We start from the raw sequence: 17,136 nt of genomic DNA, 5'->3' as shown, positions 1-17,136 counted from the left end.
CAACATCGATGCGGCTAGTATGACGGGTATAATCAAATTAGGGATGAAGAGTAGGTAAAGTTATGCAAAAAGCGGTATTAATCACCGGCTGCTCCAGCGGGATCGGCCTGATCGCGGCGCAGGATTTACGCAGCCGCGGTTATCGCGTGCTGGCCGCCTGCCGCAAGGCGCAGGACGTCGACCATATGCAGCAGTTCGGCTTTGAGAGCATCCAGCTGGATCTGGACGACAGCGCCAGCGTCGAGCGCGCGGCGGCGCAGGTGATCGAGATGACCGGCGGCCGCCTGTACGGCCTGTTCAATAACGGCGGCTACGGCGTTTACGGCCCGCTCAGCGGCATCTCCCGCCAACAGCTGGAACAGCAGTTTTCCACCAACCTGTTCGGCACCCACCAGCTGACGCAGCTGCTGCTGCCGGCTATGCTGCCGCACGGCGAGGGGCGCATTATCCAGACCAGTTCAGTGATGGGGCTGGTCGCCAGCGCCGGACGCGGCGCCTACGCCGCCAGTAAATTCGCGCTGGAAGCCTGGTCCGACGCCCTGCGTATGGAGCTACACGGCAGCGGTATTCAGGTCAGCCTGATCGAGCCCGGCCCGCTGACCACCCAGTTTACCCAGAACGTCAATCAGACCCGCAGCGATAAGCCCGTACATAACCCCGGTATCGCCAAACGCCTGACGCTGCCGCCGGAGGCGGTGCTGCCCAAACTGCGCCATGCGCTGGAAAGCCCTAAAGCCAAACTGCGCTATCCGGTCACTTTGCTGGCGCACGCGCTGAGCGTGCTGCGCCGTATTCTGCCCGGCCGGGCGCTGGACTGGCTGCTGCGCGGCAACGGTTAATTGCATTACCGGGGTTGAAGGATGCGTCCCCTGCCCCCACGTAGCCCTATATGCTTCGCAGATCAGAGAGAAAATAATGCTAACGCCGACAGTTATTGAGATTAACGAAACCAACCTGCATCAGACGCTGGAACAGTCAATGTCCGTTCCGGTGCTGTTTTACTTCTGGTCCGAACGCAGCCAACACTGCCTGCAGTTAACGCCGGTGCTGGACAAACTGGCGGCGGAATACGCCGGTCAGTTCGTACTGGCGAAAGTCGACTGCGATGCCCAACAGGCGATCGCCGCGCAATTCGGCCTGCGCTCCATCCCTACCGTCTATCTGTTCAAAGACGGCCAGCCGGTGGACGGCTTCCAGGGACCGCAGCCGGAAGAAGCCATTCGCGAACTGCTGCAGCGCGTTCTGCCGAAAGAAGAAGACCTGAAGCTGGCGCAGGCCGGCGAACTGCTGCAGGAAGGCAAGGCGATCGATGCGCTGCCGCTGCTGAAAGAAGCCTGGCAGACCAGCAATCAACGCAGCGATATCGGCCTGCTGCTGGCGGAAACCCAACTGACGCTGAACCGCGTTGAAGACGCCGAAGCGGTGCTGGCCACCATTCCGCTGCAGGATCGCGATACCCGCTATCAGGGGTTGGTGGCACAGATTGAACTGCTGAAACAGGCCGCCGATACGCCGGAGATCCAACAGCTGCAGCAGCAGGTCGAGCAGGATCCCGCCAACGCCGAGCTGGCGACCCAGTTGGCCTTGCAGTTGCACCAGGTCGGCCGTAATGAAGAGGCGCTGGAACTGCTGATGGGGCATTTGAAACAGGATTTGGCCGCAGCCAACGGCAACGCGCGCAAAACCCTGATGGATATCCTCGCCGCGCTGGGCACCGGTGACACACTGGCCGGCAAATATCGCCGCCAGCTGTATTCCCTGCTGTACTGATTCCCCGCAGCCATCGGGGCCGGCACGCCCCGATGGTTCCCCGTTTATACGCTCAGCGATAAACCCGCACGCCGCCCTCTACCCCTTTCGGGCTGAACAACACCTGCCACAGCTGAATATTGCGCGAACGGAAAGCACCGGCGCAGGCGTTCAGGTAATAGGTGAACATCCGTTCAAAACGTTCCGAATAGTCAGCGGCCAGCTCGGGCCATGCCCGTTTAAAATTCTCCAGCCAGGCCATCAGCGTACGATCGTAGTCCGCGCCGATATTGTGCCAGTCTTCCATTACAAAACGCCCTTCGCTGGCATCGGCAATATGTTTGACCGACGGCAGACAACCGTTGGGGAAAATGTATTTATCAATCCAGGCGTCCACGTTCAGGTCGGTCTGGTTGGAGCCGATGGTGTGCAATAAAAATAAACCGTCCGGGCGCAGATTGCGTGCTGCAACGCTGAAGTACGTGTCGTAATTCTTCGGTCCGACATGTTCGAACATGCCGACGGAAACAATACGGTCGAACTGCTGGTGCAGATCGCGGTAATCCTGCAGCAGAATCTCGACGTCCAGCCCGGCGCAGCGCTGCTGCGCCATTTTTTGCTGCTCGGCGGAAATCGTCACGCCAAACACCTTCACGCCGTAATGTTCCGCCGCATACTGCGCCAGACCGCCCCAGCCGCAGCCGATATCCAGCAACGTCATCCCCGGCTTCAGCTGCAGCTTTTCGCAGATCATGCGCAACTTATCCTGCTGCGCCTGCGCCAGCGTTGTGGCCTCTTTCCAATAGCCGCAGGAGTATTGCATATAGGGATCGAGCATACGGCTGAACAAATCATTGCCGATATCGTAATGCTCTTTGCCCACCTGCCAGGCACGTTTACGCGACTGGCGGTTAAACAGCCGGGCGTAGGCAATACGCGCAATATCCGCGATATTCTTCGGCAACCGCTCGTCAACGCCGGCGCTCAGCAGGCGGCTGAATAACATATCCAGACGCTCACACTCCCACCAGCCGTCCATATAGCTTTCACCGAAGCCCAGCGATCCTTCCTGCAGCACCCGCTTAAACATCTGCGGATTATTCACCTGAATATCAAACGCCTGGCTGCCGTTAATCGTAATACCGGCCTGCGCCAGCATCTCTTCAACCATGGCGTACCAGCGATCTTTTCTACGAGACAGCGTATTAATACCGACCGAATCCATAACCATCCTCAACGCAGAAGACGTTTCAAAAAGCATAGTCGCAAATTGAAATGACAAAATTTTGAAAGGAGATAAGTGCGTGAATGCAGGGTACCCAACGAGGGAAACGGTATGAAATGAATTAAAATTATTAATAACATGCCTAATTGGCATATTTACCTGCACGGATAGCGCGGGGAACCACCGTTCGGACACTCAGTACGGCTGGCGGAGTGAGGAATATCGACATTCAGGCAGAGAAAGCAGGCTTTACCCGGTAAAGTGTCGTAATATTCACTTACATCTGTAAAACAGGAGGTTATGCAATGTTCGCTTTTATTATTATCGTGATTGTCGTGGCGTTGGTCACCGTTTTCGCCGGCGTCAAAATCGTGCCGCAAGGTTACCAGTGGACGGTAGAACGCTTCGGCCGTTATACCAAAACCTTAATGCCGGGCCTGAATCTGGTGGTGCCGTTTGTCGATCGCATCGGCCGTAAAATCAATATGATGGAACAGGTGTTGGATATCCCGTCGCAGGAGGTCATTTCCCGCGATAACGCCAACGTCTCCATCGACGCCGTCTGCTTTATTCAGGTGATCGATCCCGCGCGTGCGGCCTATGAGGTCAGCAATCTGGAACTGGCGATCATCAACCTGACCATGACCAACTTCCGCACCGTGCTGGGCGCCATGGAGCTGGACGAAATGCTGTCGCAGCGCGATAACATCAACAGCCGCCTGCTGCAGATTGTCGACGAAGCCACCAATCCGTGGGGCGTGAAGATCACCCGCATCGAAATCCGCGACGTACGCCCGCCGGCCGAACTGGTGGCCTCCATGAACGCCCAGATGAAGGCGGAGCGCACCAAGCGTGCCGATATTCTGGAGGCTGAAGGGGTGCGTCAGGCGGCAATCCTGCGCGCCGAAGGGGAAAAACAGTCACAGATTCTGAAGGCGGAAGGCGAGCGGCAGTCGGCGTTCCTGCAGGCGGAAGCACGTGAACGTGCGGCCGAAGCGGAAGCGCGGGCCACCCAGCTGGTGTCTGACGCGATCGCCAGCGGCGACATCCAGGCGGTGAACTACTTTGTCGCGCAAAAATACACCGACGCGCTACAAAGCATCGGCGCCGCCGATAACAGCAAGGTTGTAATGATGCCGCTCGACGCCAGCAGCCTGCTCGGCTCTATCGGCGGCATCGCCGAACTGCTGAAAGACGGCAAAGGAAAAGCGTAATGCTGGCGGCGATTGTGGAAAACCCGCAGTGGTTCTGGCTGTCGCTCGGCGGCCTGCTGCTGATTGCCGAGATGCTCGGCACCAGCGGTTATCTGCTGTGGAGCGGCGTGGCGGCGGCAATCGTCGGCACGCTGGTCTGGCTGTTTCCAGGCATCGGCTGGGAATGGCAAGGGGTGCTGTTTGCCATTTTGGTCGTCGTGGTCGCCTACCTGTGGTGGTATTGGCTGCGCGCCCGTGCCTCCGCCAGCGACGGCGCTCAGGCGCTTAACCAACGCAACCGGCAGCTGATCGGCACCCGCGCTACGCTGACCGAACCGCTGCATAACGGCCTGGGTCGCATTAATATCGGCGACGGCAGCTGGCGCGCCCGCGCGGCGCAAGATTTACCGGCGGGCACCGAAGTGGAAGTGGTCGCCGTGGAGGGCACGACGCTGGTGATCCGCGCCGTCAACCGCGGATAACGGCATCACCGCTTAACCCGGCGTATGGCAGCAGCCGGCCAGGTTATTAATGATCGGGCAGTCAGCGCCGTCATCGCCCGGACACTGCTCAGCCAGCGTCAACAGGCGCTGGCGCATCTCCTGCAGCGCCTGGATATGTTTTTCTATCTCCGTCACCTTGTGCAGGGTGCGCGCTTTAACGTCGGCGCTATGCCGCGCCGGATTGTTAAACAGGGCCACCAGCTCACGACACTCGTCCAGATTAAAGCCCACCTGCCGCGCCTGGCGCAGCAAGGTTAACTCTTCAATATGTTTAGGGTTGTAGCTGCGATAGCCGTTGTCGGTGCGGATCGGCGCGGTAACCAGGCCTTTTTCCTCATAGAAGCGGATGGCCTTGCTGGTTAAGCCGGTTTTTTTCGCCACATCGCTGATATTCATCGTTCCCCCCTTGACCTTACCCTTGCGGTAAGGTTTAACCTCATTCTCAGTGAAAAGTGTTAAGGCGGTCAAGCCTTAATCAATAATGCTCAAATGAAGGAGACAAACCATGTCGAACACTACCGTACTTACGCTGCAGGGCCTTACTTGCTCACACTGCGTCGGGCATACGCGTAAAGCTCTGGAAGCCGTTCCCGGCGTTACCGCCGCCGACGTCACCCTTGAGCAGGCCAAAGTCACCGGCGACGCCGCGCCGCAGGCGCTGATCGGCGCCGTAGAGCAGGCCGGCTACCACGCTCAGCTGGCCGGGTAACGCCACCGCTCATCGCGGCCGGCATTTCAGTAATCTCCTGCCGGTACCTCCCTCGGCGGCGCGTTAAGCCGCCGAACACCCTCTCCCCTTCCCCTTTGGGATAATTCCACCGTTTCTCAGGCTTTCCCACACGGCGCACAGCGTTTAGCATGGATCACACATTTCACCCATCAGCTTTCAAGTAATGTTGGAATCTTACAGGGATAAACAGGAGCTATGCCGTATGGGTCAACTGTTACGCCGTTTTGCCGTTTTTCTTGGCTTAATATCGCCAGCGGCCTACGCCTATCCGGGCATAGATATTACACTGCCGGGCGATCGGCAACTGCATCTGGTCGGCAGTATCCATATGGGAACGGCCAATATGGCGCCGCTGCCCGCCCGGTTACTCAGCCGTCTGAAGCAGGCCGACGCTCTGATTGTCGAGGCCGATATCACCGGTTCGGCATCGCCGTTTGGCGAGGCGGAAGAGCAGCCGCCGCTGGCTGAACGCCTGAATGATAAGGAGCAACAGCGTTTACAGACGCTGTGCCAGGAGTTGGGCGCCGATAGTGCACTGTTCGATACGCTGCCCGGCTGGCAGATTGCGCTGACCATGCAGGCGCGTCAGGCGCAGCGGTTGGGGCTGCGTGCGGAATACGGCATCGACCATCAGTTGCTGGAAGCCGCCAAAAGCCAGCAGAAACAGGTGATAGAGCTGGAAGGCGCCGACACGCAGCTCAAAATGCTGCAACAGCTGCCCGAAGGCGGGATGGCGCTGCTGCGCGATACGCTGACGCACTGGCACACCAACGCCCGCCTGCTGCAAACCATGATCGGCTGGTGGCTGGACAGCCAGCCCAGCATCGCTCTGGATACGCTGCCCACCACCTTCAGCACCGGGCTGTATGATGTGCTGATGCATCAGCGTAATCTGCAGTGGCAACACCAGTTGCAGGCGCTGCCGCCCGGTAACTATGTGGTGGCCGTCGGCGCGCTGCACCTGTACGGCGAAGACAACCTGCCGGAGATGCTGCAAAAAGCGCCATAAAAAAATGGCCAATATCGCTATTGGCCAGTCAAAGAGGAATTTCTCATATTTTAGTTATACGCATGCAGCCGCTCGGCGGCTGCGGCAGACAGGGTAACAACCTGTATAACAACTTGGCAACCGACTTTACTTAGCCGGCATACTCATACCGACAGCGTCGTACATTTGCCGGCATGCCGCCGTTCGGCGTACAGTTTACCCACTCTGGCTATTACGGTTTAAGGACACCGATTATGACACCCGCAGTCGTACTGCTTGAAAAAAACAGGATCGCTTTTACGCTCCACCCCTACCATCACGATAGCGATGAAACCAATTTTGGCGATGAAGCGGTAAAAAAACTGGGGCTGAACGCCGACCAGGTGTACAAAACGCTGCTGGTGGCGCTGAACGGCGACGCCAAAAAGCTGGCGGTGGCGGTCACGCCGGTCGCCACGCAGTTGGATCTGAAAAAGGTCGCCAAGGCGCTGGGGGCAAAAAAGGCGGATATGGCCGATCCGCAGCTGGCGCAGCGCGTTACCGGCTATCTGGTAGGCGGCATCAGTCCGCTGGGGCAAAAGAAACGGCTGCCGACGGTAATCGACAGCCCGGCGCAGCAGTTCGCCACCATTTTCATCTCAGGCGGCAAGCGCGGGCTGGATATTGAACTGGCGGCCGACGATTTATGCCGTCTGCTGACCGGCACCTTCGCCGATATCGCCAAGCGGGATTGAGCCCGTCACTGACGTCAGCGAACAACGGGCGGCCTGCTCACGCCGACCGCCCGTGATGCATTACTGATACACAATCTCGCCTTTCGGTTCGAACGCCGCCGCATCCAGCGGCGAGTGCTTCTCGATATACTGTTTCAGCACCTCGGCGTCGATAAAGCCGGTATTCACGTAGCTCGGCAGGCCGTCAATCTTCGGATAGCCATCGCCGCCCAGCGCATTGAAGTTCAGCGTCGCCATCCGGTAAGTTTTATCCGCCTGCAGCGGTTGGCCGTTAATCTTCACCGCGCTGACGCCGCTGCCGTCCGCCACCAGGCTGACGTTGGCGAACTGCGCATAGGCGCCAGAGTCCGGCTTCATATTAGCCACCACCGCCAGATACTTCTCGATTTCACGGCCTGTCATATCGGCATACACCAGCGTATTGCCGAACGGCTGCACCTTGAGCACGCTTTTGTAGGTAATATCGCCGGCTTCGATAGAGTCACGCACCCCGCCGCCGCTCATCACGGCAAAGTCGGCGCTGGCGCGTTCCATCTGCGCCGCCAGCAGTACGCGCGCCAGATTGGTCTGTACAAAGCGGACTTTGCTGCGGTCCCCTTCCAGCTTGCCGTTGACACTGCCGATTTTCACCTCCAGCTGCGCTTTGCCTTTATCCTGGAACGGCGTCAGCAGTTTCATCATCGCCGGATCTTCCGCGATCTGTCGGGTGTAGTAGACGCGCTCGCTGCTGCCGTCGGCCTTCTCCACCTTTTTCTTCAGGTTCACCGGGATCAACTGATAATGCTTCAGCGTCAGCTTGCCGTTGCGGAACTGGAAGTCCGCCCGCCCGACGTATTTGCCCCATTCGTGCGCCTGCACGATCCAGGTGCCATTCTGCCGATCCGGCGAACACGGCGTGCCCGGCACATAGTCCACCTGTTTGTGGTTATCACTTGCCATGCATACCGGATCCTGCGAGTGGCCGCCGACGATCAAATCGAGGTAACCGGCCGGCAGGCTGCGCGCCATTTCCACATCCCCCGGCGCGTTGGAACCGTGATTGCCGTTATCGTAATGCCCCATATGGGTGGCGGCGATAATCACATCCGGCTGTTCCTCTTTGCGCAGTTGTTCTACCACCTGTTTGGCTTCCAGCGCCGGCGGGCGGAATTCGATATCGGTGAAATATTCCGGGTTGCCAATTTTGGCGGTATCGTCGGTCGTCAGGCCGAGAACCGCAATCTTGATGCCCTGCCGGTCAAACAGCGCGTAAGGCTTAAACAGCCGTTGCCCGCTGCTTTTCTGGTAGATATTGGCGGATAACAGCGGGAAGGTCGCCCACTTCTCCTGCTGGCGCAGTACGCTGAGCGGATTATCAAATTCGTGGTTGCCGACGGCCATCGCATCATAGCCGATCAGATTCATACCGCGAAAATCCGGTTCCGCATCCTGCAGATCGGACTCCGGCACGCCGGTGTTGATATCGCCGCCCGACAGCAGCAACAGGCTGCCGCCGCTGGCCGCCACCTCCTGACGAATGCCGTCCACCAGCGTTTTTTGCGCGCCGAGGCCATACTCCCCGTGGTCGTTTTGCCAGAAATGGCCATGATGATCGTTGGTATGCAGGATAGTGATGTCGTAGGTCTTATCCTTCTCCCAGGCGCTGGCCAATCCCGGCAGCAAACTCAGGGAAATCAGCAGCGCCCTGGCACTGGCTGTTAACGAAAAACGCATGGCGACTCTCCAGATAATCTCAATAGGACAAGTAGTGATAAAGATGGAATTGTAACGTGAATTAATCGCTTACGATTTCAAATAATTGGGATATACATCAAATTATGTCGCATATGGCAAAAAATAAACAACCCGCCTAAGATAGGAACCTCTCTCTGTTACTTACCAGGCTAATAATAATATGACCGATCGTAGCGATAGCGCTGCGCCGCTGGCCGGCAACAGCGCGGTAAAAGGCACCGCTTTCTCGATTCTCGGCGCCATCAGCGTTTCCCACCTGCTCAACGATATGATCCAGTCGCTGATACTGGCGATCTACCCGATCCTACAGGCCGACTTTAACCTCAGCTTCGTACAGATCGGTATGATCACTCTGACCTATCAGCTGACCGCTTCCCTACTGCAGCCGCTGATTGGCTACTACACCGATAAATATCCGCAGCCTTACTCACTGCCGATCGGCATGGGCTTTACCCTGTCCGGCCTGCTGCTGCTGTCGGTGGCCAATACCTTCCCGCTGGTGCTATTGGCCGCCGCGCTGGTGGGCACCGGCTCCTCGGTGTTCCATCCGGAATCGTCGCGGGTGGCGCGCATGGCCTCCGGCGGCCGCCACGGCCTGGCGCAGTCGCTGTTTCAGGTCGGCGGCAACTTCGGCAGTTCGCTCGGCCCACTGCTGGCGGCGCTGATTATCGCCCCATACGGTAAAGGCAATATCGCCTGGTTTACGCTGGCGGCGCTGCTGGCCATCGTGGTGCTGCTACAGGTCAGCAAGTGGTATCAGCAGCAGCATCGCGCGGCACAGAATAGGCCGAAAACGGCGTCCGCCATCAAACCGCTGCCCAAACGCACCGTGGCGTTTTCACTGACCATTCTGCTGGTGCTGATTTTTTCCAAATACTTCTATCTCACCAGCATCAGCAGCTATTACACCTTTTATCTGATACATAAGTTCGGCGTTTCGGTGCAGAATGCGCAAATTCATCTGTTTGCCTTCCTGTTCGCCGTCGCCGCCGGCACCATTATCGGCGGGCCTCTCGGCGACAGGTTCGGCCGTAAATATGTTATTTGGGCCTCAATTCTTGGCGCGGCGCCGTTTACCCTGGCTTTACCCTATGTATCCCTGGCCTGGACCGGCGTTTTAACGGTGATTATCGGTCTGATTCTCGCCTCCGCCTTCTCCGCCATTCTGGTTTACGCGCAGGAGCTGATTCCCGGCAAAGTGGGGATGGTTTCCGGCTTATTCTTCGGTTTTGCTTTCGGCATGGGCGGATTAGGTGCGGCAGTGCTCGGCTATGTCGCCGATTTGACCAGTATCGAACTGGTTTACAAAATCTGTGCTTTCCTGCCGTTAATCGGCATTATCACCGCTTTACTGCCGAATATGGACGGTAAGACGCGTTAAAGAAACCACTTTTCCCGGCTGAAAGCGATCGCGCAGCCGGGATTTCCTCGTGCTCCTGGCTGGCTAATGCCACAATTTTCGCCAAAATCCCCTGTTCATTCCCTTCCCGGCAATATTGCATACTTTTTTATAAAAAAGACAAATTCAGTCAAACTATGATTGATTAAATGCAATAAACTAAATGTATCAATACGTAAAAAAACACCACCCGCCGTAACGCCTACACAAGAAGGAGCCTGGATGCATCATTCAACACCGCTCATCACCACCATTGTCGGAGGCCTGGTACTCGCCTTCCTCCTCGGTATGCTGGCGAACCGCCTGCGCATCTCCCCGCTGGTGGGATACCTTGCCGCAGGCGTGCTCGCCGGCCCGTTTACTCCGGGTTTCGTCGCCGATATCTCACTGGCGCCGGAACTGGCGGAAATCGGTGTGATCCTGTTGATGTTCGGTGTCGGCCTCCACTTCTCCCTGAAAGACCTTCTCGCGGTTAAATCCATCGCCATTCCCGGCGCCGTGGCGCAGATTGCCGTCGCCACCCTGTTGGGGATAGGCCTGTCACGCCTGTTAGGCTGGGATTTGCTCTCCGGTCTGGTGTTTGGCCTGTGTCTGTCAACCGCCAGCACCGTGGTGCTGCTGCGTGCGTTGGAAGAGCGCCAGCTGATTGACAGCCAGCGCGGGCAAATCGCCATCGGCTGGCTGATCGTCGAAGATCTGGCGATGGTGCTGACGCTGGTGCTGCTGCCGGCCTTCGGCAACATGATGGACAATAACAACGCCAGCACCGCACAGCTGCTGAGCGAACTGGCGATGACCATCGGTAAGGTGATCGCCTTTATCGCGCTGATGATTATCGTCGGCCGCCGCCTGGTGCCGTGGATCCTGGCGAAAACCGCCAGCACCGGCTCGCGTGAGCTGTTTACCCTGGCCGTGCTGGCGCTGGCGCTGGGCATCGCCTACGGCGCGGTGAAGCTGTTCGATGTGTCATTCGCCCTCGGCGCTTTCTTCGCCGGCATGGTGTTGAACGAGTCAGAGCTCAGCCATCGCGCCGCCCATGACACCCTGCCGCTGCGCGACGCCTTCGCCGTGCTGTTCTTCGTTTCGGTCGGCATGCTGTTCGACCCGCTGATCCTGATTAACGAACCGCTGGCGGTGCTGGCGACGCTGGCAATCATCGTCTTCGGCAAATCCGTCGCCGCTTTCCTGCTGGTCAGAATGTTCGGCCACTCCAAACGCACCGCGCTGACCATCTCCGCCAGCCTGGCGCAGATTGGCGAGTTCGCCTTTATTCTCGCCGGCCTCGGCATTGCGCTGGGCATGATGTCGGAACATGGCCGTAATCTGGTGCTGGCCGGCGCAATCTTGTCGATCATGATCAACCCGCTGCTGTTTACCCTGCTGGAGCGCTACCTGAGTAAAACGGAAACCATTGAGGAGCAGACGCTGGAGGAGGCGGTGGAAGAAGAGAAGCAGATCCCGGTAGATATGTGCAACCACGCGCTGGTGGTCGGCTATGGCCGCGTCGGCAGTCTGCTGGGCAGTAAGCTGCGCGAGGCCGGCATTCCGATGGTGGTGATAGAAAATTCCCGCCCGCGGGTCGAAGCGCTGCGTGAACAGGGGATTAAAACCGTGCTGGGCAATGCGGCCAACGGCGAAATCATGGAACTGGCGCGGCTGGACTGCGCGCGCTGGCTGCTGCTGACCATTCCCAACGGTTATGAAGCCGGCGAGATCGTAGCCTCGGCGCGCGGTAAGCGCCCCAACCTAGAAATAATCGCCCGCGCGCACTATGACGATGAAGTGACCTATATCACCGAGCGCGGCGCCGACCGGGTGGTGATGGGAGAAAGGGAGATCGCCAACAGCATGTTGAATATCCTGCAGCTTGAGAACATCAGTGAGGAAGAAAAGGCCGGCGCCTGCCCGATCTAATCCTGCACGGGCCGGCAGCGCCGGCCCGTCATCTTCAGCGCTCCCAGTAGGCCTCTTCCAGGCTATCTTCCCGCTCCGGCAAACCGCGCGTCAGGCGCGGCGAATGCTGGTTCAGCACCTGATAACTGACGCGGTTGGCGTATTTACACACCTGCGCCAGCGAGGAATAGGTCAGATAGCTGCGCACGTGCTTGCTGGAGTTCGGCACATTGTTGCGGTGATAACCGTTGGCCGCGATATCATGCAGCAACGCCGACAGCGCGCCGTCTCCGGCGCCGTTGGTATTCATGATCTTTTCCGGGCCGCCCATATAAGGCGCAATGTGCGAATAGACGCGGAACGGATTTTCGCAGCTCTCGCGGCGCATAGCGCGGCTGAATTCATAGCGGTTGAATTCGGCAATATGGCCCGGCAGCAGCGGATGCTGCGTTTCGCGTTTGTTGGCCTCTTCGGTATAACCGGCCATATACAGGCCATGCGGCCCGGCGGTGCACAGCACCAGATCCACCCACTCCAGCGCCATATCCGAAGCGGTCAGCGGATCGCTCAAACCGGTCAGCTCCTGCGCCTCGTCTTCGTTCATCGCCAGGATCGATACATTGTCCCGCAGGAAATCACGCCACCACTGCGGATCGTCGGCGATCACATATTTGGTGCCCAACGTCAGCACCACCGGCACGTCATGCTTTTTAGCGTATTCAATCGCCTTCATGGTCGCCGCCGGCATCGGCTCGCCCGGTTTGCAGCGCACCAGATAGGAGGTCAGCACCAGCGCCGATGCATCGGCAATCACCGCCTCGGGAATACTTTCCGGCATCAGCTGGTTCATCTGGCCGGGGCTGATAGCGAAGGTACGCTCACCGCTTTCGCTAATCAGCGTAAAGCAGCGGCCGATCGCACCGTCCACGCCCTGCAGGTAGTTGAGATCGGTACGGCTGGAAGTGTTGCACAAATACCGGTAAGCGTAACTGCCGATCTTGACGTTGCTGCACATCACGCCCAGCAGCACCGAACGGTCGTCCGCCAGCACCGAATAGTTGTGCAGCGTGTTGCCGATGGTGCCGCCGGCAAACTGATGGGTAATCAGATTGTTGTCGTTCAGTTCCTGATACAGCGCTTCCGCCACGTCATCTTCAATCACCAGCGAGTGCCCCAGACTCAGGCCGTAGCGCTGAACAAACGCATCATCCACTTTGGCTTCAATATCCACCAGCGTCTGGTCGATGCCGACGATATAAGAGGTGCTGACTTCATGCTCCGGTTGCGTCTGCTGCAGCAGCGGATCGCGGGCGTTCACCGGAAAATAGTGTTTGGATTTACGTTTACCAGGAAATTTCATGTGATTGGCGGTTTGTGGCAGTTAACAGGCGGGAAATGTTAACACATTCCCGCCGGATTGAAGATCAGAACTGCTGCGTCGCCAGTTGGCGCATCATCTCGATATGAGCCGGTTCGTCATTAAGTGCGGAGATGTACTCAAATTTTTCCCCGCCGGCCTGCAGGAAGATTTCACGGTTCTGCTCTTTAATCTCTTCCAGCGTTTCCAGGCAGTCCGCCGAGAAGCCCGGGCAGATCAGCTGAATGTGCTTCACGCCCTGCGCCGGCAGCGATTTCAGCGTTTCATCGGTATACGGCGTCAGCCAAGGCTCGCGGCCGAAGCGAGACTGATAGGTCAACATAATACGCTCCGCCGGCAGCGGCAGCGTAGCGGCCAGCGCGCGGCGGGTATCCTCACAGCGCAACGGGTAGTCATCCCCGGTCTGCGCATAACGCTTGGGAATACCGTGGAACGAGAGCACCAGCCGATCCGGCTGCCCATGCTCGGCGAACGCGCGCTCAACGCTCTGCTGCAACGCAGAGATATAGGCCGGGTGTTCGGCATAATCGCTGATAAAACTGATGGACGGCAGACGGCGATAGCCGCGCAGCACGCGCGCAACGCCGTCCCAGACCGCGGCGCTGGTTGAGCAGGAGTATTGCGGATACAAAGGCAGCACCACCAGATGCGTCACCCCTTGCGCCAGCAGCTTATCGATGGCGTCGTTCAGGCTCGGCGTACCGTAGCTCATGCCCAGTTCCACCGGCACCGACGGCATGCTGGCGGCCAGCGCCTGCTGCTGCCGGCGGCTGTACACCAGCAGCGGCGAACCTTCATCCATCCAGATCGACTGGTACAGTTTGGCAACGCGCGGCGAACGGATCGGCAGAATCACGCCGTTGAGGATCGGCTTCCAAATCAGCGGCGAGGTATCGACGACACGCGGGTCGCTCAGGAATTCTTTCAGGTAGCGTTTTACCGCCGCGGACGTCGGAGCTTCTGGCGTACCAAGGTTGACCAGCAATACCCCATGTTTTTCTTGCGTCATTTCAGCGCCTCTTATTTCCGTTACGCTCGGCCTGTCGCCAATACGCTGCGGCCTTAAATAAATAAGGCCGTATTGTAACGAAAAAGCCGGGGGCTGAAACCGATATCAGCAACAGGCATTACCGTTCAGCCAGTCGCCATACCGCAGCGACGTTGCGCGCCGTGACTTCGAGGTTGCGCGCCGCGTCCGTCAGCGCCTCCTCCAGCGTCACCACCCGGTCCAGCACCGAGAACGCCGCATCGATGCCGTGCTGGTGCACCACCTGGTAATCACGCGTCAGACTGCCGGCAATGGCGATCACCGGCCGCTGATGACGCTTGGCGACGCGCGCGACGCCGATCGGCGTCTTACCGTGGATCGACTGGCTGTCGAGCCGCCCTTCGCCGGTGATCACCAGGTCAGCATCCTGCAGCGCCGCCTCCAGCCGCAGCGTTTCCACCACGATCTCAACGCCCGGCCGCAGTTCGGCATTGAGCATCCCCAGCAGCGCAGCGCCCATACCGCCCGCCGCGCCGGCGCCGGGCGCGTTAATCACCCCACAGCCGGTCACCCGCTCCAACAGCTCGCCATAGTGGCGCAGTGCCCGATCCAGTTGATCCACCATCTGCGGCGTCGCGCCTTTTTGCGGGCCAAACACCGCCGACGCGCCCTGTTTGCCGCACAGCGGATTATCCACGTCGCAGGCCACGGTGATCGTTACCCGCCGCAGGCGCGAATCCAGCGCGCCAAGTTCGATCTGCGCCAGATCCGCCAGCGCCGCGCCGCCGGCCGACAGCGGCTGCCCCTGCCGGTCCAGCAGTTTAACCCCCAGCGCCTGCATCATGCCCGCGCCGCCGTCGTTGGTGGCGCTGCCGCCGATGCCCAGAATAATGGCGCTGACGCCGCGATCGAGCGCCGCCAGTATCAACTCTCCGGTGCCGAAACTGGTGGTAATGCGCGGATCGCGACGATCGCCGCTCGCCAGATGCAGGCCCGACGCCGCCGCCATCTCGATCACCGCCGTTTTACCGTCACCCAGCAGCCCGTAGAACGCCTCAACCGGCTGGCCCAGCGGCCCGGAGACGGTCACGTTGACAATTTGCCCGTCCGTGGCGGCCACCATGGCGTCGACGGTGCCTTCGCCGCCATCGGCCATCGGCAGTTTCACATAGCGGGCATCCGGGTAAATCTGGCGGAATCCGCGTTCAATCGCCGTCGCCACCTCCAGCGCGCTCAGGCTCTCCTTAAATGAATCCGGCGCTATCACCACTTTATTCAGCGTTTTCATCGTCAACTCCTTATCCTGCCAGATTAAATACGCCGAACATCAGCGCGGAAACCGCCGCAATGGTGAAGCCCACCAGCGTTTCATACGGCAGCAGCTTCAGGCGTTCATGCACCGACATATTGACACTGCCGCCGGTGGCGTGGAAAAAACTGCCGTGCGGCAGGTGATCCAGCACGGTAGCGCCGGCATGAATCATCGCCGCCCCCGCCAGGCCGCTGACCCCCAACTCCAGCAGCGTCGTGCTGAAAACGCCGGAAGCGACGGCGGTGCCGGCGGTGGTCGAGGCGGTCGCCATCGACATCAGCGCCCCTGACAGCGGCGCCAGCAGCCAGGCCGGCAGTCCGGTATGCGTCAGCGTGTTAATCAGCACGTCCTTTAGCTGCGAGTTGGCGATAATCCCGGCCAGCGTGCCCGTCCCCAGCAGCATGATCGCCACCGGCGCCATCCGGCTCAGGCCGGACACCATAAACTGATTGCACTGGCGGATACGCCCCATCAGCAGCGCGCCGACCAATCCCCCTACCGGCAAGGCAATCAGCGGATCGATGGCGATACCGGCGATCGGCCGCAGCGACAGCAACAAAATGGCGATCAGCGGCGCGCTGATGGCAACCCAAAAACCGGGACGGGCGCCTTCGCTTTGAGAAGTCAGTTCCTCCGCGATCACCATGCTGCCGGTGTTGCTCAGCCGTTTGGCAAGCAGATAAGCCACCAGCAGCCCGCACAGGCCGGGCACGATGCCCGCCATCATCACCGAGGTCAGCGGCTGATGAAAATTATCCGCGGCGGCAATGGTATTCGGGTTCGGCGACATCACGTTGCCGGCCTTACCGCCGCCGATCATCGCCAACAGGATCGCCACCCGCGAGATCCCGGCCTTATGCGCTATCGACAGTGCGATCGGCGCCACGGTGATCACCGCCACATCGATAAATACGCCGACCGCCGTCAGGATCAGTGTAGCCACCGCCAGCGCCAGCAGCGCGCGGGTTTCGCCGACTTTACGCACGATGGTCTCGGCAATGGTGTGCGCCGCACCGGATTCGATCAGCACCCCCGCCAGTACGCCGGCGGCCAGGATGCGCATCACCGCGTTGGTGATGCCCTGCGCGCCGCTGATCATCAGCGTGACGGTTTCGACCAGATCGGCGCCGCCGCACAGCCCGCCGGCCAAGGCGCCGGCGATCATGCCGTATGCGGGTGGAACCTTGCGTAGAATCAGGACGATGGCGACGACTAGCGCCACCAGTGCGCCCAATGTGGATACCGTTGTCATTATTGTTATTCCCCGTTATTGGTGTCAGACCAACATATGCCGCGCCGGGGCGGTTAAC

The 17,136-nt window shown here is 59.2% G+C and carries 15 protein-coding genes and 1 pseudogene; 9 read left to right on the top strand and 7 right to left on the bottom strand.

Going from position 1 to position 17,136, the window contains the following annotated elements; genetic code table 11:
• Positions 1 to 62: 62 nt before the first annotated feature.
• The gene (locus TAN611_RS05620; protein WP_105230077.1) at positions 63 to 839 is read left to right on the top strand and encodes an SDR family oxidoreductase; all 777 of its coding nucleotides are present in this window, start codon (positions 63 to 65) and stop codon (positions 837 to 839) included.
• A gap of 76 nt (positions 840 to 915) precedes the next feature.
• Positions 916 to 1,770, top strand: a complete 855-nt coding sequence (locus TAN611_RS05615; RefSeq protein WP_105230076.1) for a co-chaperone YbbN — start codon at positions 916 to 918, stop codon at positions 1,768 to 1,770.
• Positions 1,771 to 1,822: 52 nt separating this feature from the next.
• Here TAN611_RS05615 and cfa read toward each other — a convergent pair whose 3' ends face one another.
• Positions 1,823 to 2,974 (bottom strand): cyclopropane fatty acyl phospholipid synthase, encoded by a 1,152-nt coding sequence (gene cfa / locus TAN611_RS05610; protein WP_111737612.1) that lies wholly within the window; start codon positions 2,972 to 2,974, stop codon positions 1,823 to 1,825.
• A 305-nt stretch (positions 2,975 to 3,279) separates the two neighbouring features.
• Between cfa and TAN611_RS05605 the strand changes: the two genes are divergently transcribed.
• Complete coding sequence (locus tag TAN611_RS05605; RefSeq protein ID WP_105230074.1) at positions 3,280 to 4,188, top strand: SPFH domain-containing protein; 909 nt, start codon at positions 3,280 to 3,282, stop codon at positions 4,186 to 4,188.
• On the top strand, positions 4,188 to 4,649 hold the full coding sequence (locus TAN611_RS05600) for an NfeD family protein (RefSeq protein WP_105230073.1): 462 nt from the start codon (positions 4,188 to 4,190) through the stop codon (positions 4,647 to 4,649). Before TAN611_RS05605 ends, TAN611_RS05600 begins: the two co-directional genes overlap by 1 nt.
• 12 nt (positions 4,650 to 4,661) lie before the next feature.
• On the opposite strand, the gene cueR is transcribed toward TAN611_RS05600, so the two are convergent.
• Positions 4,662 to 5,066 carry a Cu(I)-responsive transcriptional regulator gene (cueR, locus tag TAN611_RS05595; RefSeq protein ID WP_105230072.1) on the bottom strand — a complete coding sequence of 135 codons (405 nt, stop codon included), beginning with the start codon at positions 5,064 to 5,066 and terminating at the stop codon, positions 4,662 to 4,664.
• A gap of 109 nt (positions 5,067 to 5,175) precedes the next feature.
• Here cueR and TAN611_RS05590 point away from each other — a divergent pair.
• The 3 genes and pseudogenes from TAN611_RS05590 to ybaK form a co-directional block, all read left to right on the top strand.
• Positions 5,176 to 5,376 (top strand): annotated as a pseudogene (locus tag TAN611_RS05590) (cation transporter); the annotation flags it as partial.
• Positions 5,377 to 5,602: 226 nt separating this feature from the next.
• Positions 5,603 to 6,409, top strand: coding sequence for a TraB/GumN family protein (locus tag TAN611_RS05585; protein WP_105230070.1), 807 nt, complete (start codon positions 5,603 to 5,605; stop codon positions 6,407 to 6,409).
• Positions 6,410 to 6,642: 233 nt separating this feature from the next.
• Positions 6,643 to 7,122, top strand: a complete 480-nt coding sequence (gene ybaK / locus TAN611_RS05580) for a Cys-tRNA(Pro)/Cys-tRNA(Cys) deacylase YbaK (protein ID WP_203067377.1) — start codon at positions 6,643 to 6,645, stop codon at positions 7,120 to 7,122.
• A gap of 60 nt (positions 7,123 to 7,182) precedes the next feature.
• Here ybaK and ushA read toward each other — a convergent pair whose 3' ends face one another.
• The gene (gene ushA, locus TAN611_RS05575) at positions 7,183 to 8,835 is read right to left on the bottom strand and encodes a bifunctional UDP-sugar hydrolase/5'-nucleotidase UshA (protein ID WP_203067376.1); all 1,653 of its coding nucleotides are present in this window, start codon (positions 8,833 to 8,835) and stop codon (positions 7,183 to 7,185) included.
• A 181-nt stretch (positions 8,836 to 9,016) separates the two neighbouring features.
• Between ushA and TAN611_RS05570 the strand changes: the two genes are divergently transcribed.
• Positions 9,017 to 10,237 carry an MFS transporter gene (locus tag TAN611_RS05570; RefSeq protein WP_105230067.1) on the top strand — a complete coding sequence of 407 codons (1,221 nt, stop codon included), beginning with the start codon at positions 9,017 to 9,019 and terminating at the stop codon, positions 10,235 to 10,237.
• Between the two features lie 240 nt (positions 10,238 to 10,477).
• Complete coding sequence (ybaL, locus tag TAN611_RS05565) at positions 10,478 to 12,169, top strand: YbaL family putative K(+) efflux transporter (RefSeq protein ID WP_105230066.1); 1,692 nt, start codon at positions 10,478 to 10,480, stop codon at positions 12,167 to 12,169.
• A 34-nt stretch (positions 12,170 to 12,203) separates the two neighbouring features.
• On the opposite strand, the gene TAN611_RS05560 is transcribed toward ybaL, so the two are convergent.
• From TAN611_RS05560 to TAN611_RS05545, 4 genes are all read right to left on the bottom strand, one after another.
• Complete coding sequence (locus TAN611_RS05560) at positions 12,204 to 13,508, bottom strand: inosine/guanosine kinase (protein WP_105230065.1); 1,305 nt, start codon at positions 13,506 to 13,508, stop codon at positions 12,204 to 12,206.
• A gap of 64 nt (positions 13,509 to 13,572) precedes the next feature.
• The gene (hemH, locus tag TAN611_RS05555) at positions 13,573 to 14,535 is read right to left on the bottom strand and encodes a ferrochelatase (protein WP_105230064.1); all 963 of its coding nucleotides are present in this window, start codon (positions 14,533 to 14,535) and stop codon (positions 13,573 to 13,575) included.
• Positions 14,536 to 14,653: 118 nt separating this feature from the next.
• Positions 14,654 to 15,802 (bottom strand): glycerate kinase, encoded by a 1,149-nt coding sequence (locus TAN611_RS05550; protein ID WP_203067375.1) that lies wholly within the window; start codon positions 15,800 to 15,802, stop codon positions 14,654 to 14,656.
• Between the two features lie 10 nt (positions 15,803 to 15,812).
• On the bottom strand, positions 15,813 to 17,078 hold the full coding sequence (locus TAN611_RS05545) for a GntP family permease (protein WP_105230062.1): 1,266 nt from the start codon (positions 17,076 to 17,078) through the stop codon (positions 15,813 to 15,815).
• Positions 17,079 to 17,136 lie beyond the last annotated feature (58 nt).

The organism is Serratia sp. Tan611, assembly GCF_905188235.1.
Lineage (GTDB): Bacteria > Pseudomonadota > Gammaproteobacteria > Enterobacterales > Enterobacteriaceae > Serratia_B > Serratia_B rhizosphaerae.
Note: the sequence above shows the minus strand (reverse complement) of the source record. Positions and strands in the feature narration are given on the sequence as shown.